We start from the raw sequence: 20,391 nt of genomic DNA, 5'->3' as shown, positions 1-20,391 counted from the left end.
TTGTGCATCAGTATTGCGTGAGATATACGGAAGTAATAGTGAATAGATGACAATTATTGTTCCGGGTTTTTTATGCGACAGCTCAACCGCCTCAAACAGTATCAACGCCTGTGGCAGCCCTCCGAAGGTGCACCGCAGCAGGTCACCATTGCGGAGCTTGCCAGCCGCTGTTTTTGCAGCGAGCGGCATGTGCGCACCCTGCTGCGTCAGGCGCAGGAGGCTGGCTGGTTACGCTGGCATGCGCAGTCCGGTCGCGGCAAGCGCGGCGAGCTCACGTTTCATGTCACCCCGGAATCGCTGCGTAATGCGATGATGGAAGAGGCGCTGAAGCAGGGGCAGCAGCATAACGCGCTGGAGCTTGCCCAGCTTGCGCCGGAAGAGTTGCGGGAGTTGCTACATCCCTTTTTGGGCGGACAGTGGCAAAACGATACGCCGACGCTGCGCATTCCCTATTATCGCTCGCTGGATGCGCTGCAGCCTGGCTTTTTACCCGGCCGGGCGGAGCAGCACCTGGCAGGCCAGGTTTTCTCCGGGCTGACGCGCTTTAACGGCAACAGCAGCGAACCAACGGGCGATCTTGCCCACCACTGGGAGGTGTCGGATGGCGGCCTGCGCTGGCATTTTTACATCCGCTCCACCCTGCACTGGCATAACGGCGACAAAATTGAGACGGCACAGCTGCAGCGGAGCCTGAAAGCCCTGCTGACGCTGCCTGCTCTGCGCAAACTGTTCCAGAGCGTGTCAGACATTGAGGTCACTCACCCACAGTGCCTGACGTTTACCCTGCATCAGCCGGACTACTGGCTGCCGCATCGTCTGGCGACCTACTGCAGCCGTCTGGCCCATCCTGACCTGCCTGTGACGGGCAGTGGCCCCTTCAGGCTGAGCGTGTTTGATCCCGATCTGGTGCGTCTGGAAAGCCATGAGCAGTACCATCTTAGCCACCCGCTGATCAAGGCGATTGAATACTGGATCACCCCGACGCTCTTTGATTACGGGCTGGGGACCAGCTGTCGTCATCCAGTGCAGATCGCCATTGGCGAGCCTGATGAACTGGAGAGCCTGAGGCTGGTGAGTAACAGCACCAGCCTGGGGTTCTGTTACCTCACGCTGAAACAGAGCGAGCGGATGAGTGAAATGCAGGCACGACGGCTGATCAATATCATCCATCTCTCAACGCTGCTGCATACGCTCCCGCTGAACGAGGGGTTGATTACACCGACAGAAGAGCTGCTTCCAGGCCTGCGTATTCCCCAGTGGCCAGATTTAACCCATGTTCCTTTACCGGAAACGTTGACCCTCGTTTACCATTTGCCCGTTGAGTTACACACCATGGCAAACCAGTTAAAACAGTACCTTGCGCAGCAAGGGTGTGAACTCACCGTTATCTTTTACGATGCCAAAACGTGGGATGGGTGTCAGCAGCTTGCCGATGCGGACATGATGATGGGAGACAGACTGATTGGCGAAGCGCCGGAGTACACGCTTGAACAGTGGCTTAGGTGCGATCCCCTCTGGCCGCATCTGCTGAGCGCGCCGCACTTTGCTCATCTGCAGGCCACGCTGGATGCCGTACAGACTCAGGCCGATGAACAGGCAAGACACGCTGGCCTGAGGGCCATCTTCACCCGGCTGATGGAAGAGGCGGTACTGACACCACTGTTTAACTACCAGTATCAAATCAGCGCGCCGCCGGGGGTAAACGGAATACGACTGAATACCCGTGGCTGGTTTGATTTCACTGAAGCCTGGCTTCCGGCACCCAGGTCGTGAAGAAGCTGGTCGCCGCCGAAGTCAGACGGTAACATAATGTTTTTACCGTAACTGTCGAGATGATTTATGAAACGTGCCGTCGTCGTGTTCAGCGGAGGACAAGATTCCACTACCTGCCTGGTTCAGGCCCTTCATCAGTACGATGAAGTTCATTGTGTGACTTTCGATTATGGTCAGCGTCATCGCGCAGAAATCGACGTAGCCCGCGAACTGGCGCTGAAACTGGGCGCGCGCGCGCATAAGGTGCTGGACGTCACGCTGTTAAACGAACTGGCCGTCAGTAGCCTCACCCGCGACAGCATTCCTGTTCCTGACTACAAACCTGACGCCAGCGGTATTCCCAATACCTTTGTGCCGGGCCGTAATATTCTTTTTCTGACCCTGACGGCCATCTACGCCTACCAGGTGCAAGCCGAAGCGGTGATCACCGGCGTTTGCGAAACCGATTTCTCCGGTTATCCGGACTGCCGCGACGAGTTTGTGAAAGCGCTCAATCACGCGGTAAATCTGGGGATGGCCAAGGAGACGCGCTTTGAAACGCCGCTAATGTGGCTTGATAAAGCGGAAACCTGGGCGCTGGCGGACTACTGGGGCAAACTGGATCTGGTTCGCAGCGAAACCCTGACCTGCTACAACGGCATTAAAGGCGACGGATGTGGCCAGTGCGCCGCCTGTAACCTGCGTGCCAATGGCTTGAATCACTACCTGGCAGATAAAGCCGGTGTGATGGCCGCGATGCAGAAAAAAACCGGGCTGAAATAAGGTTATTTGACCGTGCTGTCGAACAGTTTTACACCGGCAGCACGCGTGACTTTCATTAGCGTCGTCAGTGTTGGGTTGCCATTGTCAGACAAGGTTCGGTATAGCTGCTGACGGGAAAGACCTGCTTTGGCAGCAATTTCACCTATGCCGCCGCGGGATTCGATGACCTGGCGGAGTGCAATGAGATAGGCAGGGATCCCCTGATCCTCATAAATTTCTTCCAGTGCTATTTGCAGGTAAAGTTGAGCATAGGAAGGGTTCTCACGAAGCATTTTTACAACCGCATCGTGATGGCTGACAGAACTTGAATAGTGTCGTTTAGAAGTGCTCATCTGTTTTTCCTTGAGATAGATGATCTTTCAAGAAATCTACCGCCTGTTTAACATCTTGTCTTTGACTCTTCTTGTCACCACCGATGAGTAACAACAAGACCCTCTGATGCTCTACGGCAAAATAGATTCTGTAACCGGGACCACTATCAATTCGCATCTCCCAAACACCTTCTCTAAGGTATTTGTAATCACCAAAATTATGTTTTATTGCACGGTTAATACGCATAAGGATCCGTAAAACAGTCTCCGGATCCTTTCTACGCATCCTGGTTATCCACTCCTCAAACGGCACTTTGCCGTCACGGGTCCGATAACGCTCAACAACATAGTCCCTGTCCATTATTCTATCCCTGGAAAAACACTTTGTCTTTTATAAAAGACAAAAAATCACACGATCATCAACTCCAGCTTTTCCCGCAACTCCCCTTCCAGCGGCAATGCCTTCTGCGTTTTCAGATCGATACATACGAAGGTGATCAGCGCATCGGCCACCACCTGCCCTTCAGGATCCAGCGTCACGACCTGACTGAGTACACCACTCTTCCCGTTTAGCTGTTGAACCTGGCTGGTAACGGTAAGCACATCTCCCAGCACGGCCGGGCGACGGTAGTTGATATTAATATTGACGACCACGAACGCGATGTTGTGCGCAGTCAGCCATTGAAAACTTTCGCTGTTTTCCAGCCCATCCCAGCGCGCCTCTTCAAGAAATTCGAGATAGCGGGCGTTATTCACGTGCTGGTAAACATCAAGATGGAAACCGCGTACTTTGATTTTTGTCTGCATAGCGCAATAGCCTTTACTGTTGTTATAGGATAAGAGGTCAAGACTGGTATGACCTCTTTATCCTGGCAAACTTTTGCTGCTGTGCAAGTAAAACTGAGATTACAACGTCAGGTGTGAGAGGTTGCGCTCAACCAATGAACTGCCCATCCCCGGAACCTGCCTGAGGTCGTCAACCGTTTTAAACGGGCCGTACTCTTCACGGTAGCTGACGATAGCCTGCGCTTTTTTGAGCCCTACGCCGTTCATCACCCGGGCGAGATCTTCAGCCGAGGCCGTATTGATGCTGACGCGTGTACCGTCGTCCTCTGTGCTTTTGCCAGGTTCAGCGGCTTTAGTTTGGGCGGGAGCCTGTGCAGTGGGGTCAGTTTTGCTCTGTACAGACTGCGTTTTTGCTGCGGGGGCCGCCAGTGCGCCTGCGCTCATCCCGGCGGTGGCAATAGCCAGTGTAATTAACAGTGCTTTGATTCCACATTTCATGCTGTTATCTCCTTGTTTGTTGACAGCCACGTCACGATAGCCGTCAGCAAAAACAGTCTCAAACATGAGATTGCAGAAATGGAAAAGGCCGCGAAAGCGGCCTTCAGGTTTTGCAGAGCGTTACGAAAATCTGCGAGCAGATACGTAATTACTGCTGCTGAGTCATCACATCGCCCAGCTTGATTTTGGCTTCTTTACGCAGGTTGCTCATCATCGCTTCGAAAGCAATCTGGGCATTGTTCTGGGTGATACCCTGAACCATCGCTTTCTTCTGCTCTTCTGGCATGGTGCCGGCTTTCACTTCGTCCAGCGCCAGCAGAACGACGTTACCCTGCATGTCGGTTGTCGTGCCGAAGCTTGGCTTGTCCTTCGCAGGCAGGCTCAGACCAAACACAGCCTGGCTGATTGGGTCCTGACCGGTACGGCTCAGCGTTTTCGCGTCACCGAAACTCAGACCCGCCGCTTTCAGGGCGTCTTCTTTACCGGCTTTCAGATCAGCCAGGATCTTCTCAGCATCCAGTTTTGCCTGCTGTTCCGCTTTGTTATGTTTAACCTGCGCAACAACCTGATCTTTCACTTCCGCCAGCGGTTTTACCGCTTCAGGCTTGTGCTCGCTCACGCGCAGAACAAACGCGCGGTCACCGTCAACGGTAATGATATCTGAGTTGCTGCCCGGCGTACCGTTCTCACCCACCAGACCACCGTTGAAGATGGCATCCGAAACCGGTTTGAAGTTCAGCTCTTCCGGCAGGTTGTCACGGCCAAACCAGCCGGTCTCAACCGCTTTCACGCCTGCGGCCTGCTCTGCACCCGCCAGAGACTCATTGTCGTTGCTCGCTGCATCGCTCACTTTCTGCTGCAGAGCATAGTAAGCATCCAGCGCTTTTTCCTGTTTCACTTTGGCGGCGATATCATCACGCACTTCAGCCAGAGGCTTGGTTTTAGCGGGTTCGATATCATCCAGACGCGCAACCAGGAAACCAACGGATGATTTAATCACACCCGACAGCTGGCCTTTGTCTTTCAGACCAGCATTTTTCAGCTCATCCGGTGTAGTCGCCGCTTCCAGCCAGCCCATATCACCGCCATTTTTCGCAGAGATGATGTCGGTGGATTTTGCTTTCGCGACGGTCGCGAAATCTGCGCCTTTGTTCAGCTCATCCAGAACGGCTTTGGCATCGGCTTCTGTTTTGGTCTGAATCACGCTGTAGCGGTTACGCTGAGGCTGAGTGAACTGATCCTGATGCTGATCGTAGTAAGACTGGATTTCCGCATCAGTGGCGGTTTCCTGCAACGCAGCAGCATCCAGCTTGATGTAGCTCACGCGGAACTGTTCAGGTGCAACAAAGCTATTTTTGTTCTGCTCGTAGTACGCGTTAATCTCTGCATCACTCACCTGCTGCTTCGCCGCAAGCGCATTCACATCGATGGTCGCCTGGCGCACAACACGCTGCTGCGCCACCAGGGCTGCCAGTTCGTCAGTTTCACCTTTGAGCATAAAATCAGTGCCAACCACCGCATTGATCAGCTGTTGCGTCGTCAGCTGGTTACGCAGCGCCTGAGCGTATTGATCGGCCGTCATGCCCATCTGATTCACAATGCTGTTATAGCGGGCGTTGTCGAATTTGCCGTTAGACTGGAATGCCTGAGTTGAGAAAATAGCTTTTTTAACCTGCTCATCGCTGATACCCAGACCCAGTTTTTTGGCATATTGATCCAGGAGCGCTTCGTCAATAAGGCGGTTCAGTGTCTGTTGGCGCAGGGTTTTCATGTATCCTTCGTTCGCTGCCAGTTCAGAGAACTGGTCGCCCAGCTGTTGCTGCATACGGTTACGTTCACCGGCAAACGCATTCTCGAACTGCCCACGGCTGATTTCCTGGCCATTCACTTTTGCGGCATAGTTCGCGCCACCGCCGATAAGGTAACTGCTCACGCCGGTCAATATGAACGACACGATAATGATACCGAAAATAATCTTGAGCACGAGACTGTTAGCAGCCGTGCGTAAGCTGTCCATCATGGTGTAACAACACTCCGCTGTAGGTGACTGGTTACCTGACGCTAACGGAAAATCCTGACCGTCGCGCGTAAAGACGTATTGTGACAAGAAAACGGGGCGATTGTCAGCCCACAACTCGCATAAACTCGCACAAATCAGGTCTGGACAAACAAAAAAGGCACATCAAATGATGCGCCCTTGTACTTTTCGGCTTCCCTGAAACGGGAAAGCAATCAGTTTACTGCGTCTTTCAGCGCTTTACCTGCACGGAAACCCGGCACTTTAGCGGCAGCAATGGTGATCTCTTTACCGGTCTGAGGGTTGCGGCCAGTACGGGCAGCACGCTCTTTAACAGCAAAAGTACCGAAGCCTACCAGTGCAACGTCGTCCCCAGCCTGCAGAGATTCAGTAACAGAAGCAATTAATGCATCTAACGCACGTCCAGCTGCAGCTTTAGAAATATCAGCACCAGCAGCAATTTTGTCAATCAGTTGAGATTTATTCACTGTTCTCTTCCTCTCTTTATAATTTATATCGCGCCTGAATCCTTCACAACGCGACCGCGCAGCAGTTATATCAGGCCTGCCATGACCTTACAACACCCGTTGTTGATGGCTGACCTAATCAGCAATCTAAATTAGCTATACAAAAAAAGGCTGGCAAGTGCGAAATGACTTACCAGCCTTGTTTTTATTGACGCTCTTTGCGCGAGGTCACTATTTTGCGGTTACAACCTGCATTCCGGACGGTTCATTCTGCAATGCGAGAGTAAGAACTTCCTCAATTCGCTTAACAGGATGGATCTGCAGATCGGCAATCACGTTGTCCGGAATCTCTTCCAGATCGCGTTTGTTCTCGTAAGGAATCAATACGGTTTTGATCCCACCACGATGTGCCGCCAGCAGTTTTTCTTTTAAACCACCGATTGGCAGAACCTGACCGCGCAGGGTGATTTCACCGGTCATTGCCACATCAGCGCGGACCGGGTTGCCTGTCAGACAGGAGACCAGCGCGGTACACATCGCGATACCTGCGCTTGGGCCATCTTTCGGCGTTGCCCCTTCCGGGACGTGAACGTGGATGTCGCGTTTTTCGTAGAAATCCGGGTTAATGCCCAGTTTCTCCGCGCGCGCGCGTACCACGGTCAAGGCCGCCTGGATGGACTCCTGCATGACTTCGCCCAGAGAACCGGTATAAGTCAGTTTACCTTTACCTGGCACACAGGCGGTTTCGATGGTCAGCAGATCGCCACCCACTTCCGTCCATGCCAGACCGGTGACCTGACCCACGCGGTTTTCGTTGTCCGCACGACCATAGTCGAAACGCTGAACGCCCAGATAGGCATGCAGGTTATCGCCGTTAATGGTGATGTGTTTCAGGCTCTTATCCAGCAGCAGCTGTTTCACCGCTTTACGGCACAGTTTCGAGATTTCACGCTCAAGACTACGCACACCCGCTTCACGCGTGTAGTAGCGAATGATGCCGATGATCGCGCTGTCCTCTACGGTCAGCTCGTTGGTTTTCAGTGCGTTACGCTCAATCTGTTTCGGCAGCAAATGCTGTTTCGCAATGTTCAGCTTCTCGTCTTCGGTATAACCAGACAGACGGATCACCTCCATACGATCCAGCAGCGGAGCCGGAATGTTCATGGAGTTGGAGGTCGCCACGAACATCACATCGCTCAGATCGTAGTCCACTTCCAGATAGTGATCGCTGAACGCCACGTTCTGTTCTGGATCAAGCACTTCCAGCAAAGCCGAGGCCGGATCGCCACGCATGTCCGACGACATTTTGTCGATCTCATCGAGCAGGAACAATGGGTTTTTAACCCCCACTTTCGCCATCTTCTGGATCAATTTACCCGGCATAGAACCGATATAGGTACGACGGTGACCGCGGATTTCCGCTTCGTCGCGTACGCCACCCAGCGCCATACGGATATATTTACGTCCGGTCGCTTTCGCAATCGACTGACCCAGAGAGGTTTTACCTACCCCTGGCGGTCCAACCAGACAGAGGATTGGGCCTTTCAGTTTGTTTACACGGCTTTGTACCGCGAGGTACTCAAGGATGCGGTCTTTCACACGCTCCAGGCCGTAGTGGTCGGTATCCAGGATCTCCTGCGCCTGACGCAGGTCTTTTTTGACCTTGCTTCGGGCGTTCCACGGCACCTGAACCATCCACTCGATGTAGCCACGCACCACTGTCGCTTCAGCCGACATCGGAGACATCATTTTCAGCTTCTGCAGTTCAGCTTCCGCTTTCTCTTTGGCCTCTTTCGGCATTTTTGCCGCGTCGATCTTACGCTTCAGCGCTTCGTTTTCGTCCGGCGCGTCGTCCATCTCGCCGAGCTCTTTCTGAATGGCTTTCATTTGCTCATTCAGATAGTACTCACGCTGTGATTTTTCCATCTGCTTTTTCACGCGGTTGCGAATACGCTTCTCAACCTGCAGCAGATCGATTTCAGACTCCATCATCGCCATCAGGTATTCCAGACGTTCGTTAACGTCGGACATCTCCAGCACGGACTGTTTGTCAGCCAGCTTCAGCGGCATATGCGCTGCGATGGTGTCCGCCAGACGCGCAGGATCGTCGATGCTGTTCAGCGACGTCAGCACTTCTGGTGGGATTTTCTTGTTCAGCTTGATATAGCCTTCAAACTGGCTAATCGCGGTGCGCACCAGCACTTCCTGCTCGCGCTCATCAAGCTGAGGCGAGTCAAGGTACTCTGCCTTGGCAGAGAAATGTTCGCCATTGTCAGACAGGGTGGTAATACGCGCACGCTGCAGACCTTCTACCAGCACCTTAACGGTGCCGTCAGGCAGCTTCAGCATCTGCAAAATAGAGGCCACGGTCCCGACGGTGAAAAGATCGTTTACACCCGGCTCATCCGTTGAAGCTTCCTTCTGCGCAACCAACATGATTTTTTTATCATGATCCATGGCGGCTTCGAGGCAACGGATAGATTTTTCCCGCCCTACAAATAAGGGTATGACCATGTGCGGATAAACCACCACATCGCGCAACGGCAATACGGGGATTTCAATGCGTTCAGAACGCTCAGGATTCATAGAGCTCTCTCTTAGTTTAGTGTCCGCCAGGTAAACTGGTCATGTAACTGTGCTTCACACAACCATTAACATGTAATCCAGTATATGGGGATGTTTCCCACACATTCAACGCCATGAATACGGAAAAAGTAAAGGGGAGATAAAATCCCCCCTTTTTGATTAACTGCTTGTATGATTTGGTGAATTATTCGCCAGATGCCTGCTGTGCTTCCGGTTTACCGTAAATCAGCAGTGGCTTGGTCTGACCGCCGATAACAGATTCGTCGATAACCACTTTTTCGACATCTTCCATAGAAGGCAGGTCGTACATGGTATCAAGCAGCGCCGCTTCAACGATGGAACGCAGACCACGTGCACCGGTTTTACGGATCATCGCTTTCTTCGCAATCGCATCCAGCGCTTCATCGCGGAATTCCAGCTCTACGCCTTCCAGATTGAACAGTGCCTGATACTGCTTGGTCAGCGCGTTTTTCGGCTCTTTCAGGATCTGGATCAGCGCTTCTTCACTCAGCTCATTCAGCGTGGCGACAACCGGCAGACGACCAATGAATTCAGGGATCAGACCAAATTTAATCAGATCTTCTGGTTCAACCTGGGACAGCAGTTCGCCTTCGTTCGCTTTCTCTGATTTCGCTTTCACCGTTGCGCCAAAACCAATGCCGGAGCCGGTTTCAACACGGTGGGAAATAACTTTATCCAGACCGGCGAAAGCACCACCACAGATGAACAGGATCTTGGAGGTATCAACCTGCAGGAACTCCTGCTGCGGATGTTTACGGCCACCCTGCGGCGGCACTGCGGCAACGGTCCCTTCGATCAGCTTCAGTAATGCCTGCTGTACACCTTCACCTGATACGTCACGGGTGATAGACGGGTTGTCTGATTTACGGGAGATCTTGTCGATCTCATCGATATAGACGATCCCGCGCTGGGCTTTCTGTACGTCGTAATCGCACTTCTGCAGCAGTTTCTGGATGATGTTTTCCACATCTTCACCCACATAACCGGCTTCGGTCAGGGTGGTGGCATCCGCCATGGTGAACGGCACATCCAGCAGGCGTGCGAGCGTTTCAGCCAGCAGCGTTTTACCGGAACCGGTTGGGCCGATCAGCAGAATGTTACTTTTACCCAGTTCCACGCCATTGCTGGTATCACCGTTACGCAGGCGTTTGTAGTGGTTATACACCGCCACCGCCAGCACTTTCTTCGCCTGCTCCTGACCGATGACATAGTCGTCAAGGTGATGACGAATTTCATGCGGTGTCGGCAGCGCGCTACGCTCACGGTGAGGGGCTACTTCTTTAATCTCTTCGCGAATGATGTCATTACATAAATCAACACATTCGTCGCAGATATACACGGACGGCCCGGCAATCAGTTTACGCACTTCATGCTGGCTTTTGCCGCAAAAAGAGCAGTACAGCAGTTTGCCCGAACCATCTTTGCGTTTATCTGTCATGAGTCCAAACCTCTTTTTAAGTTCTTTGTGCCGCACATGACGACGCAAATGCCATTCTCAGACGCAAGCTGCTCTCAAGCAGAGTGCCGCTTTACCTTAGTATAGCGGCACACTCGCGTCGCGGGCATCAATTACGATGGGTCAAAACGGAGTCGACTAAGCCGTACTCTACTGCCTCTGGAGCTGAGAGGAAGCGATCGCGCTCGGTATCGCGCTCGATCTGCTCAAGAGATTGACCCGTATGCTGCGCCATAAGTTCATTCATGCGCGCTTTTACTTTCAGGATTTCGCGGGCGTGGATTTCGATATCCGTCGCCTGCCCCTGGTAACCACCCAGCGGCTGGTGAATCATCACGCGGGAATTCGGCAGGCAGAAACGTTTGCCTTTTGCCCCTGCGGTTAACAGGAAAGCGCCCATAGATGCTGCCTGACCCATACAGATAGTGCTCACATCAGGCTTGATGAATTGCATGGTGTCATAAATGGACATACCCGCCGTAATCACGCCGCCTGGGGAGTTAATGTACAGGTAAATGTCTTTTTCCGGGTTTTCCGCTTCCAGAAACAGCATCTGCGCCACGATCAGGTTCGCCATGTGGTCTTCCACCTGGCCGGTCAGAAAGATAACGCGTTCCTTGAGCAGACGGGAATAGATATCAAAAGAACGCTCACCACGTGAGGTCTGTTCAATAACCATTGGCACCAGAGCCATATGGGGTGCAAAGTTATCTCGTTCGCCACTGTATGACATTTCCGTCTCCTGGATCAAAATTGAAAACACCTGCTGTACTGATTGTAACCTTACGGACGGATTATCAGCCAGTCTCATTCATCTGATTACACACTTATGGGGTTTACATTGCCCTATTTCAAGCATAACAACCTTTTGTTGTTACGCTAACACCGAAAGGGCGTTTTAGCACCCTTCCTGGGCTATTGGTGCGATAAAAAAAACCCGTTGCCGGAAGGCAACGGGTTTTTGTTCAAACTTTAAACCTTCGGGGCGAAATTACGCCTGCTGGTTCATCAGTTCGTTGAAAGAGGTCGCTTTTTCGGTCACTTTCGCTTTCGCCAGTACCGCTTCAACCGCCTGCTCTTCCAGGGCAACGTTACGCATGTTGTCCATCAGCTCTTTGTTCTTACCGTAGAACTCGATAACTTCTGATGGATCTTCGTATGCGGAAGCCATCTCTTCGATCAAGCCTTTCACACGCTCTTCGTCAGCTTTCAGCTCGTGGGTACGAATCACTTCGCCCAGCAGCAGGCCAACTACAACGCGGCGTTTTGCTTGCTCTTCGAACAGCTCGCGTGGCAGTTCCATCGCTTGCTGCTGGTTGCCACCGAAACGCTGAGCAGCCTGACGGCGCAGTACGTCGATTTCGCTGTCGATCAGGGCTGCTGGAACGTCGATTTCGTTCGCTTTCACCAGACCTTCGATCGCCTGAGATTTCACACGGTTACGCACAGCACCGTTCAGCTCGCGTTCCATGTTTTTACGTACTTCAGTACGCAGACCGGCAACAGAACCATCTTCCACGCCGAAACGCTTGATGAACTCTTCAGTCAGTTCTGGCAGCTCGCGCTCTTCAACTTTCTTCAGGTTGATGACGAACTTCGCCGCTTTACCTTTCAGGTTTTCAGCGTGGTACTCTTCCGGGAAGGTCACGTCGATGGTGAACTCTTCGCCCGCTTTGTGGCCTTTAATACCGTCTTCGAAGCCTGGGATCATACGACCCTGGCCCATAGCCAGTACGAAGTCAGTCGCTTTGCCGCCTTCGAACTCTTCGCCGTCTACAGAACCGGTGAAGTCGATGGTGACACGGTCTTCAGCGTCAACAGCGCCTTCTTTTTCTTTCCAGTTAGCCTGCTGCTTACGCAGGGTATCCAGCATGCCGTCGACATCTTCGTCAGTTACGGAAACAATCGGTTTTTCAACTTCGATAGATTCCAGACCTTTCAGTTCAACTTCCGGATACACTTCGAACTCTACAGAGTAGGTGAAGTCTTCGCCCTGTTTGTATTCGCCTGGCACGTAGTTCGGCGCACCGGCCGGATTGATTTTTTCTTTGATGATCGCATCGATAAAGTTGCGGCTCATCAGTTCACCCAGCACATCCTGACGCACGGAAGCGCCATAACGCTGAGCAACAACATTCATTGGTACTTTGCCCTTACGGAAGCCGTCAATACGTACTTTTTTTGCTACGTTGACCAGCTCGCTTTTCACAGCAGTTTCGATGCTGTCAGCAGCGATAGTAATCGTTACACGGCGGCCAAGGCCTTGAGTGGTTTCAACTGAAACTTGCATCTTGTTACCTCAAAAAAATCACAGTGCTCGGTCAACTCTGAATCTGTCTGTTTTACCGGGATGCTCTCTTAGTGCAGATTCACATTCCCTGTCGCCAGAATCATCCCGAAGACATTCAATAAGACGCGGCATTATAGCGGCATCACTTAGGTGAGTCGAGAACGGTTGGGGCATGTTGCTGCGGCTTTTTTCACACTTTAAGGCTATTTTTAGCCTTAAAATCGCACCATCCGCTCAAAACTCAGACAAAACAAAACGGCCCGGAGGCCGTTTTGAGGAAATCTGTAAGCAACATACTGGAAAAACTCCAGCGGTTGCAAATCCGATTTATCAGGCGATGGTGCCTGCACCGCGACAAGGCGGGGATGCAAATACCGTATCCTGCAAGCCTTCCCACTCCTTAATGGTGTAGGTATGCAACGCCAGGGCATGTACGGTTGTGGAGAGTTCATCCGTCAAGGTGCTGTAGATCATGCGATGTCGGTTCAGGAAACGTTCTCCCGTGAAGCGATCGCTAACCAGAACCACTTTGAAGTGGCTTTCAGAACCTGCCGGCACGTTATGACGATAGCTTTCGTCGACGACTTCGAGGAACACAGGGTTGAACGCTGCCCTTAATTTATCTTCTATCTGCTCACGTATCATCATGAAATTACTCCTCCGACAACGCCAGGATGTCACCCATCCCTTTAAATGTTAGCCGCTTTTACCGGTTCCATTACAACAAGACAACAAATATTTAGCTTTCGTCTTATTTTCTCATTCAAACGAATAAAGTTCACTGTGAGACTCATACGTTTTGTCATTCCAAGGTTGAGAAAACGGGTGAGCTGGTCAGTTTTCAGACAAGGCGATGAATTTACATGCGTTGACCACTTCCCCTGGCCGTTAGCGATGTTATGATGGCGGCAATTTTTCTCTCTATATGCTTACGATTCGTTGAGAACCCGAAAATGTTAAAAAAACTCTTCTTTCCGTTGGTAGCCCTTTTTATGCTGGCCGGCTGCGCTACCCCACCAACCACCATTGATGTCTCACCAAAAATCACACTGCCTCAGCAGGATCCAAGCCTGATGGGCGTGACCGTGAGCATTAACGGTGCCGATCAGCGTCAGGATCAGGCCCTGGCGAAAGTGACCCGCGAAAACCAACTGGTGACGTTGACCGCTTCCCGTGACCTGCGCTTCCTGCTGCAGGAAGTGCTCGAGAAACAGATGACCTCCCGTGGTTACATGATTGGCCCAAGCGGCGCGGTTGATCTGCAGATTATCGTTAACAACCTGTACGCTGACGTTTCCCAGGGTAACGTTCGCTACAACATCGCTACCAAAGCGGACATTGCCATCATAGCAACCGCGAAGAACGGCAATAAGATGACCAAAAACTATCGCGCCAGCTACTCCGTAGAAGGGGCATTCCAGGCATCTAACCAGAACATCGCTAACGCCGTAAACAGCGTGCTGACCGATACCATCGCCGATATGGCGCAGGACACGAGCATTCACGACTTTATCAAGCAAAACGCGCGTTAATCCTGCTGACTGACCCGGTTGTGTGCCGGGTCAGTTTTTAAGAACATGTCCAGACATTACTTACGCATTTTCCAGCAACCCAAATCAGCCATTTTGCTGATCCTTGGCTTTGCCTCCGGTTTACCCCTCGCGCTCACGTCCGGCACACTGCAGGCCTGGATGACGGTTGAGAATATCGATCTCAAAACCATTGGCTTCTTCTCGCTCGTCGGCCAGGCGTATGTCTTTAAGTTCCTCTGGTCGCCGGTGATGGATCGCTATACCCCACCGTTCCTGGGCCGTCGTCGCGGCTGGCTGGTGATGACGCAGGTCCTGCTGCTGCTGGCCATTGCCGGCATGGGCTTTCTGGAGCCGTCAACACAGCTTCGCTGGATGGCCGCCCTTGCGGTGGTGATTGCCTTCTGTTCCGCTTCACAGGATATCGTGTTTGATGCCTGGAAAACGGACGTGTTGCCCGCGGAAGAACGTGGAGCCGGTGCGGCCATCAGCGTGCTGGGCTATCGTCTGGGCATGCTGGTATCCGGCGGTCTGGCGTTATGGCTGGCGGACCGCTATCTGGGCTGGCAGGGCATGTACTGGCTGATGGCCGCCCTGCTGATCCCGTGCATTATTGCCACCCTGCTCGCCCCCGAGCCGAGCGACGTAATCCCGGTTCCCCGTTCGCTGGAGCAGGCCGTTGCCGAACCGTTGCGTGATTTCTTTGGCCGTAACAATGCCTGGCTGATCCTGCTGCTTATCGTCCTTTATAAGCTGGGTGATGCCTTCGCGATGAGTCTGACCACCACGTTTCTGATCCGCGGTGTCGGGTTTGATGCCGGTGAAGTGGGAGTAGTGAATAAAACCCTCGGACTGTTTGCCACCATCGTCGGCGCACTGTACGGCGGCGTGTTGATGCAGCGCCTGACGCTGTTCCGCGCATTGCTAATCTTCGGCATTCTTCAGGGCGCGTCTAACGCAGGTTACTGGCTGTTGTCGATTACCGATAAACACATGGTCAGCATGGCGGCGGCGGTGTTCTTTGAAAACCTCTGTGGCGGAATGGGTACTGCGGCGTTTGTCGCCCTGCTGATGACGCTCTGCAACAAATCGTTTTCGGCAACGCAGTTCGCTCTGCTGTCGGCGCTTTCTGCCGTGGGTCGGGTGTATGTTGGGCCGATTGCGGGCTGGTTTGTTGAGGCGCACGGTTGGCCGACGTTTTATCTCTTCTCCGTGGTGGCGGCCGTACCCGGCATTTTATTGTTGCTGGTCTGCCGCCAGACGCTGGAATATACCCAGAGGACAGAACACTTTATGCCGCGAACGGAATATCAGCGCGCCTACCGCTTTGCGCTACGCCTGTTAATGGTGGGATGTCTGGCGCTGGGGTTATGGCTCGTAGTGCTCATTATCAATGCCAGTACCGCCCTGACTCTTCCTCTCGAAGCCCTTCTCCTGGATGTCGGCGCCCTGCTGGCGGTCGCCGGGATCCTCCTCGGCGGGCTGCTCGATTTTCTGGCGTTGCGTAAAACGCAGATGTCCTGAAGATAAAAACGAAAGGTTATTTCCCGTTGTAATCACTAACCGAAATTATAACGGTGAAATAACCGACAGACGCTAAAAAAAATATTTGTTGTTTTGTGCGGGATAGGATTTGGAAATTATTGGAGCCGTTTCCATCTGGCTATTTTTCATTAAACGATTCAGCATGAGAAAGATTGAATTTTCGTTTTTTAGTTGTCTTTTTATTGATAATTAATTGTTAATTTTTTGTTTATTTTTAACAATGGTTATACCAATTGCCCCTTTTAGGGTATGCTTGGGGGTCCTTTCGTTATAAAGCCCATACCATGCGGCTTCGGTCATAAAAACCGACATAATTTGCAACACTTGTGACACGTGCGGCAGAACCCGGTAACACCTTCCTGACACAGGCCTAATGATGTTTACAGTAATGTAACCTTCCCGTAAAATGCCCCCACACTTTAAACGCCACCAGACTCCCGTGGAATTGAGGTCGTTAAATGAGACTCAGGAAATACAATAAAAGTTTGGGATGGTTGTCATTATTTGCAGGCACTGTATTACTCAGTGGCTGTGATTCTGCACTACTAGACCCCAAAGGACAGATTGGACTGGAACAACGTTCACTGATACTGACGGCATTTGGCCTGATGTTGATTGTGGTTATTCCAGCCATTTTGATGGCTGTTGGTTTCGCCTGGAAGTATCGTGCGAGCAATAAAGATGCGAAGTATAGCCCTAACTGGTCACACTCCAATAAAGTGGAAGCTGTGGTCTGGACGGTTCCTATTCTGATCATCCTGTTCCTCGCTGTACTGACCTGGAAAACCACTCACGCACTTGAGCCAAGCAAACCGCTGGTTCACGATGAAAAACCTATTACCATCGAAGTGGTCTCCATGGACTGGAAATGGTTCTTCATCTATCCAGAGCAGGGCATTGCTACCGTGAATGAAATCGCCTTCCCGGCGAACACTCCGGTTCAGTTCAAAGTGACCTCCAACTCCGTAATGAACTCCTTCTTCATCCCACGTCTGGGTAGCCAGATTTACGCGATGGCCGGTATGCAGACCAACCTGCACCTGATCGCGAATGAAGCAGGCACCTATGATGGTATCTCCGCCAGCTATAGCGGCCCGGGCTTCTCAGGTATGAAGTTCAAAGCTATTGCGACGCCGGACCGTGCCGCTTTCGACCAGTGGGTTGCAAAAGCGAAGCAGTCTCCAAACACCATGTCTGACATGGCGGCGTTCGAAAAAGTGGCTGCACCTAGCGAATACAACAAGGTGGAGTACTTCTCTAACGTGAAACCTGATTTGTTCAAAGACGTTATTGGCAAATTTATGGATCACGGCAAGAGCATGGACATGACCCAGCCTGAAGGCGAGCACAGCGCGCACGAAGGTATGGAAGGCATGGACATGAGCCACGCGGAAACCGCTCACTAAGGGGCCGAGGAAGAAAATGTTCGGAAAATTGACACTGGATGCAGTGCCCTACCATGAACCGATTATCATGGTTACGGTGGCTGCCATTATCATCGGTGGCGCGGCCTTACTGGCCTTGATCACTTACTTCGGTAAGTGGAGCTACCTGTGGAACGAGTGGCTGACTTCGGTTGACCACAAAAAACTCGGTATCATGTACTGCATCGTCGGTATCGTCATGTTAATTCGTGGCTTTGCGGATGCGATCATGATGCGTAGCCAGCAGGCACTCGCGTCTGCGGGTGAAGCCGGCTTCCTGCCGCCGCATCACTACGACCAGATCTTTACCGCCCACGGCGTTATCATGATCTTCTTCGTGGCGATGCCGCTGGTTATCGGTCTGATGAACGTGGTCGTTCCGCTGCAAATCGGCGCGCGCGACGTTGCGTTCCCGTTCCTGAACAACCTGAGCTTCTGGTTCACGGTTGTCGGCGTTATCCTGGTTAACCTGTCACTGGGTGTGGGCGAATTCGCACAGACCGGCTGGCTGGCTTACCCGCCGTTGTCAGGAATTGAATACAGTCCGGGCGTAGGTGTCGACTACTGGATTTGGGCGCTTCAGCTCTCCGGTGTTGGTACAACCCTGACCGGTATTAACTTCTTCGTGACCATTATCAAGATGCGTGCCCCTGGCATGACCATGTTCAAGATGCCGGTATTTACCTGGGCATCTCTGTGCGCCAACATCCTGATTATTGCGTCCTTCCCAATTCTGACTGTCACCATCGCGCTGCTGACCCTGGACCGCTACCTGGGCACCCATTTCTTTACCAACGATATGGGTGGCAACATGATGATGTACATCAACCTGATTTGGGCGTGGGGTCACCCGGAAGTGTACATCCTGGTTCTGCCGGTGTTCGGTGTATTCTCCGAAATCGCAGCAACCTTCTCGCGTAAACGTCTGTTTGGTTACACCTCTCTGGTGTGGGCAACCGTGTGTATTACCGTTCTGTCGTTCATCGTTTGGCTGCACCACTTCTTCACCATGGGTGCGGGCGCGAACGTAAACGCCTTCTTCGGTATTACCACCATGATTATCGCCATCCCTACCGGGGTTAAGATCTTCAACTGGCTGTTCACCATGTACCAGGGCCGTATCGTGTTCCACTCAGCAATGCTGTGGACCATCGGCTTCATCGTGACCTTCTCCGTAGGTGGGATGACCGGCGTACTGCTGGCGGTACCGGGTGCTGACTTCGTTCTGCACAACAGTCTGTTCCTGATTGCGCACTTCCATAACGTTATCATCGGTGGCGTGGTCTTCGGCTGCTTCGCCGGCGTAACCTACTGGTGGCCAAAAGCGTTCGGCTTCACGCTGAACGAAAAATGGGGTAAACGCGCGTTCTGGTTCTGGATCATCGGCTTCTTCGTGGCGTTTATGCCGCTGTACGTGCTGGGCTTCATGGGTATGACCCGTCGTCTGAGCCAGCAGATTGATCCACAGTTCCACCCAATGCTGATGGTTGCAGCGGGCGGTGCGGTGCTGATTGCTTGTGGTATCGCGTCTCAGCTGATTCAGTTCTACGTGTCTATTCGCGACCGCGACCAGAACCGTGATCTGACCGGTGACCCATGGGGTGGCCGTACGCTGGAGTGGGCGACCTCTTCTCCACCTCCGTTCTATAACTTTGCCGTTGTGCCGCAGGTCCATGAACGCGACGCATTCTGGGAAATGAAAGAAAAAGGTGAAGCGTACAAGCAACCTGCTCATTACGAAGAGATCCACATGCCGAAAAACAGCGGCGCGGGCATTGTGATTGCCGCTTTCGCAACGGTATTTGGTTTCGCAATGATCTGGCACATCTGGTGGATGGCGATTGTTGGCTTTGCTGGCATCGTAATCAGCTGGATTGTGAAGAGCTTTGACGAGGACGTGGACTACTACGTACCAGTCCGTGAAGTTGAAAAGCTGGAAAATCAGCATTTCGACGAGATTTCTAAAGCGGGGCTGAAAAATGGCAACTGATACTCTGGCGCACTCGACTGCCCACGCGCATGAACATGCGCACCACGATACAGGACCGACCAAAGTCTTCGGTTTCTGGATCTACCTGATGAGCGACTGCATTCTGTTCTGCTGTCTGTTCGCGACCTATGCCGTTCTGGTGAACGGCACAGCGGGCGGCCCGACCGGCAAGGACATTTTTGAACTGCCGTTCGTTCTGGTTGAAACCGCACTGCTGTTATTCAGCTCCATTACCTACGGCATGGCGGCTATCGCCATGTACAAAAACAACAAGAGCCAGGTTGTCTCCTGGCTGGCGTTGACCTGGTTGTTTGGTGCTGGATTTATCGGGATGGAAATCTATGAATTCCATCACCTGATTATGGAAGGCTTCGGGCCAGATCGCAGTGGCTTCCTGTCCGCGTTCTTCGCGCTGGTCGGTACCCACGGTCTGCACGTGACCTCGGGTCTGATCTGGATGGCGGTACTGATGTTCCAGATTTCCCGTCGCGGCCTGACCAGTACTAACCGTACCCGTATCCTGTGCCTGAGCCTGTTCTGGCACTTCCTGGACGTGGTATGGATCTGTGTGTTCTCTGTAGTGTATCTGATGGGGGCGATGTAATGAGTCATTCAAACGATCATGGCGCTTCCCACGGTAGCGTAAAAACCTACATGACAGGTTTTATCCTGTCGATCATCCTGACAGTGATCCCGTTCTGGATGGTGATGAGCGGTTCTGCGTCTAAGCCGGTTATTCTGGGTGCAATCCTGGTGACCGCGGTGATTCAGATTCTGGTGCATCTGGTTTGCTTCCTGCACATGAACACCAAGTCCGATGAAGGCTGGAACATGACGGCATTCATCTTTACCGTGATTATCATCGCTATCCTGGTAGTCGGTTCCATCTGGATTATGTGGAACCTTAACTACAACATGATGGTTCACTAAGAGCGG

The 20,391-nt window shown here is 52.4% G+C and carries 19 protein-coding genes; 8 read left to right on the top strand and 11 right to left on the bottom strand.

The genetic code is table 11. The features are described 5' to 3' along the window. Positions 1 to 72: 72 nt before the first annotated feature. Complete coding sequence (locus tag ACTJJI_RS00980; RefSeq protein WP_046888891.1) at positions 73 to 1,773, top strand: SgrR family transcriptional regulator; 1,701 nt, start codon at positions 73 to 75, stop codon at positions 1,771 to 1,773. A gap of 66 nt (positions 1,774 to 1,839) precedes the next feature. Beyond that, entirely contained in the window at positions 1,840 to 2,535 is a 696-nt protein-coding gene (gene queC, locus ACTJJI_RS00975) for a 7-cyano-7-deazaguanine synthase QueC (RefSeq protein ID WP_013095864.1), read from the top strand. A 2-nt stretch (positions 2,536 to 2,537) separates the two neighbouring features. Here the strand turns inward: queC and ACTJJI_RS00970 are convergent, their stop codons facing one another. The 11 genes from ACTJJI_RS00970 to bolA form a co-directional block, all read right to left on the bottom strand. After that, positions 2,538 to 2,867 (bottom strand): addiction module antidote protein, encoded by a 330-nt coding sequence (locus tag ACTJJI_RS00970; protein ID WP_046888890.1) that lies wholly within the window; start codon positions 2,865 to 2,867, stop codon positions 2,538 to 2,540. Continuing rightward, positions 2,854 to 3,207 (bottom strand): type II toxin-antitoxin system RelE/ParE family toxin, encoded by a 354-nt coding sequence (locus tag ACTJJI_RS00965; protein WP_046888889.1) that lies wholly within the window; start codon positions 3,205 to 3,207, stop codon positions 2,854 to 2,856. Before ACTJJI_RS00965 ends, ACTJJI_RS00970 begins: the two co-directional genes overlap by 14 nt. A 47-nt stretch (positions 3,208 to 3,254) precedes the next feature. Next, positions 3,255 to 3,653: a YbgC/FadM family acyl-CoA thioesterase gene (locus tag ACTJJI_RS00960; protein ID WP_014830880.1), complete on the bottom strand. Its 399-nt coding sequence runs from the start codon at positions 3,651 to 3,653 to the stop codon at positions 3,255 to 3,257. 99 nt (positions 3,654 to 3,752) lie between these two features. Next, positions 3,753 to 4,130 (bottom strand): helix-hairpin-helix domain-containing protein, encoded by a 378-nt coding sequence (locus ACTJJI_RS00955; RefSeq protein WP_014830879.1) that lies wholly within the window; start codon positions 4,128 to 4,130, stop codon positions 3,753 to 3,755. 148 nt (positions 4,131 to 4,278) lie between these two features. Further along, positions 4,279 to 6,150, bottom strand: coding sequence for a peptidylprolyl isomerase (ppiD, locus tag ACTJJI_RS00950; RefSeq protein WP_050860809.1), 1,872 nt, complete (start codon positions 6,148 to 6,150; stop codon positions 4,279 to 4,281). Positions 6,151 to 6,362: 212 nt separating this feature from the next. Next, positions 6,363 to 6,635: a nucleoid-associated protein HU-beta gene (gene hupB / locus ACTJJI_RS00945; protein ID WP_002444653.1), complete on the bottom strand. Its 273-nt coding sequence runs from the start codon at positions 6,633 to 6,635 to the stop codon at positions 6,363 to 6,365. A 210-nt stretch (positions 6,636 to 6,845) separates the two neighbouring features. Continuing rightward, entirely contained in the window at positions 6,846 to 9,200 is a 2,355-nt protein-coding gene (gene lon, locus ACTJJI_RS00940; protein WP_440652703.1) for an endopeptidase La, read from the bottom strand. A 184-nt stretch (positions 9,201 to 9,384) separates the two neighbouring features. Continuing rightward, positions 9,385 to 10,659 (bottom strand): ATP-dependent protease ATP-binding subunit ClpX, encoded by a 1,275-nt coding sequence (gene clpX, locus ACTJJI_RS00935; RefSeq protein ID WP_014830877.1) that lies wholly within the window; start codon positions 10,657 to 10,659, stop codon positions 9,385 to 9,387. A 127-nt stretch (positions 10,660 to 10,786) separates the two neighbouring features. Continuing rightward, positions 10,787 to 11,410, bottom strand: a complete 624-nt coding sequence (gene clpP / locus ACTJJI_RS00930; protein ID WP_014069126.1) for an ATP-dependent Clp endopeptidase proteolytic subunit ClpP — start codon at positions 11,408 to 11,410, stop codon at positions 10,787 to 10,789. A gap of 258 nt (positions 11,411 to 11,668) precedes the next feature. Then, positions 11,669 to 12,967, bottom strand: a complete 1,299-nt coding sequence (tig, locus tag ACTJJI_RS00925) for a trigger factor (protein WP_440652700.1) — start codon at positions 12,965 to 12,967, stop codon at positions 11,669 to 11,671. Positions 12,968 to 13,297: 330 nt separating this feature from the next. After that, positions 13,298 to 13,615 carry a transcriptional regulator BolA gene (bolA, locus tag ACTJJI_RS00920; RefSeq protein WP_014830876.1) on the bottom strand — a complete coding sequence of 106 codons (318 nt, stop codon included), beginning with the start codon at positions 13,613 to 13,615 and terminating at the stop codon, positions 13,298 to 13,300. Positions 13,616 to 13,920: 305 nt separating this feature from the next. On the opposite strand from bolA, the gene ACTJJI_RS00915 reads away from it, so the two are divergent. From ACTJJI_RS00915 to ACTJJI_RS00890, 6 genes are all read left to right on the top strand, one after another. Then, entirely contained in the window at positions 13,921 to 14,499 is a 579-nt protein-coding gene (locus ACTJJI_RS00915) for a lipoprotein (protein WP_440652698.1), read from the top strand. Positions 14,500 to 14,544: 45 nt separating this feature from the next. After that, a complete protein-coding gene (gene ampG / locus ACTJJI_RS00910; protein WP_047360804.1) occupies positions 14,545 to 16,020 on the top strand; it encodes a muropeptide MFS transporter AmpG in 1,476 nt (491 codons plus the stop codon). A gap of 479 nt (positions 16,021 to 16,499) precedes the next feature. Next, positions 16,500 to 17,447: a cytochrome o ubiquinol oxidase subunit II gene (cyoA, locus tag ACTJJI_RS00905; protein ID WP_013095851.1), complete on the top strand. Its 948-nt coding sequence runs from the start codon at positions 16,500 to 16,502 to the stop codon at positions 17,445 to 17,447. A 16-nt stretch (positions 17,448 to 17,463) separates the two neighbouring features. Then, positions 17,464 to 19,455, top strand: a complete 1,992-nt coding sequence (gene cyoB / locus ACTJJI_RS00900; protein WP_025756181.1) for a cytochrome o ubiquinol oxidase subunit I — start codon at positions 17,464 to 17,466, stop codon at positions 19,453 to 19,455. Next, positions 19,445 to 20,059 (top strand): cytochrome o ubiquinol oxidase subunit III, encoded by a 615-nt coding sequence (locus ACTJJI_RS00895; protein ID WP_008503324.1) that lies wholly within the window; start codon positions 19,445 to 19,447, stop codon positions 20,057 to 20,059. The genes cyoB and ACTJJI_RS00895 overlap by 11 nt, the downstream gene beginning before the upstream one ends. After that, a complete protein-coding gene (locus ACTJJI_RS00890; protein WP_006176899.1) occupies positions 20,059 to 20,385 on the top strand; it encodes a cytochrome o ubiquinol oxidase subunit IV in 327 nt (108 codons plus the stop codon). The genes ACTJJI_RS00895 and ACTJJI_RS00890 overlap by 1 nt, the downstream gene beginning before the upstream one ends. Positions 20,386 to 20,391: the final 6 nt, after the last annotated feature.

It is taken from the genome of Enterobacter sp. 22466 (assembly GCF_052044775.1).
GTDB lineage: Bacteria > Pseudomonadota > Gammaproteobacteria > Enterobacterales > Enterobacteriaceae > Enterobacter > Enterobacter dissolvens.
The sequence above is the reverse complement of the archived record's forward strand: the minus strand, read 5'-3'. Positions and strand labels throughout refer to the sequence as shown.

Bases quoted from the DNA above. Each gene is read 5' to 3' on its own strand.
- ACTJJI_RS00980 (WP_046888891.1), top strand. From the start codon at position 73: ATGCGACAGCTCAACCGCCTCAAACAGTATCAACGCCTGTGGCAGCCC.
- queC (WP_013095864.1), top strand. From the start codon at position 1,840: ATGAAACGTGCCGTCGTCGTGTTCAGCGGAGGACAAGATTCCACTACC.
- ACTJJI_RS00970 (WP_046888890.1), bottom strand. From the start codon at position 2,867: ATGAGCACTTCTAAACGACACTATTCAAGTTCTGTCAGCCATCACGAT.
- ACTJJI_RS00965 (WP_046888889.1), bottom strand. From the start codon at position 3,207: ATGGACAGGGACTATGTTGTTGAGCGTTATCGGACCCGTGACGGCAAA.
- ACTJJI_RS00960 (WP_014830880.1), bottom strand. From the start codon at position 3,653: ATGCAGACAAAAATCAAAGTACGCGGTTTCCATCTTGATGTTTACCAG.
- ACTJJI_RS00955 (WP_014830879.1), bottom strand. From the start codon at position 4,130: ATGAAATGTGGAATCAAAGCACTGTTAATTACACTGGCTATTGCCACC.
- ppiD (WP_050860809.1), bottom strand. From the start codon at position 6,150: ATGATGGACAGCTTACGCACGGCTGCTAACAGTCTCGTGCTCAAGATT.
- lon (WP_440652703.1), bottom strand. From the start codon at position 9,200: ATGAATCCTGAGCGTTCTGAACGCATTGAAATCCCCGTATTGCCGTTG.
- clpX (WP_014830877.1), bottom strand. From the start codon at position 10,659: ATGACAGATAAACGCAAAGATGGTTCGGGCAAACTGCTGTACTGCTCT.
- clpP (WP_014069126.1), bottom strand. From the start codon at position 11,410: ATGTCATACAGTGGCGAACGAGATAACTTTGCACCCCATATGGCTCTG.
- tig (WP_440652700.1), bottom strand. From the start codon at position 12,967: ATGCAAGTTTCAGTTGAAACCACTCAAGGCCTTGGCCGCCGTGTAACG.
- bolA (WP_014830876.1), bottom strand. From the start codon at position 13,615: ATGATGATACGTGAGCAGATAGAAGATAAATTAAGGGCAGCGTTCAAC.
- ACTJJI_RS00915 (WP_440652698.1), top strand. From the start codon at position 13,921: ATGTTAAAAAAACTCTTCTTTCCGTTGGTAGCCCTTTTTATGCTGGCC.
- ampG (WP_047360804.1), top strand. From the start codon at position 14,545: ATGTCCAGACATTACTTACGCATTTTCCAGCAACCCAAATCAGCCATT.
- cyoA (WP_013095851.1), top strand. From the start codon at position 16,500: ATGAGACTCAGGAAATACAATAAAAGTTTGGGATGGTTGTCATTATTT.
- cyoB (WP_025756181.1), top strand. From the start codon at position 17,464: ATGTTCGGAAAATTGACACTGGATGCAGTGCCCTACCATGAACCGATT.
- ACTJJI_RS00895 (WP_008503324.1), top strand. From the start codon at position 19,445: ATGGCAACTGATACTCTGGCGCACTCGACTGCCCACGCGCATGAACAT.
- ACTJJI_RS00890 (WP_006176899.1), top strand. From the start codon at position 20,059: ATGAGTCATTCAAACGATCATGGCGCTTCCCACGGTAGCGTAAAAACC.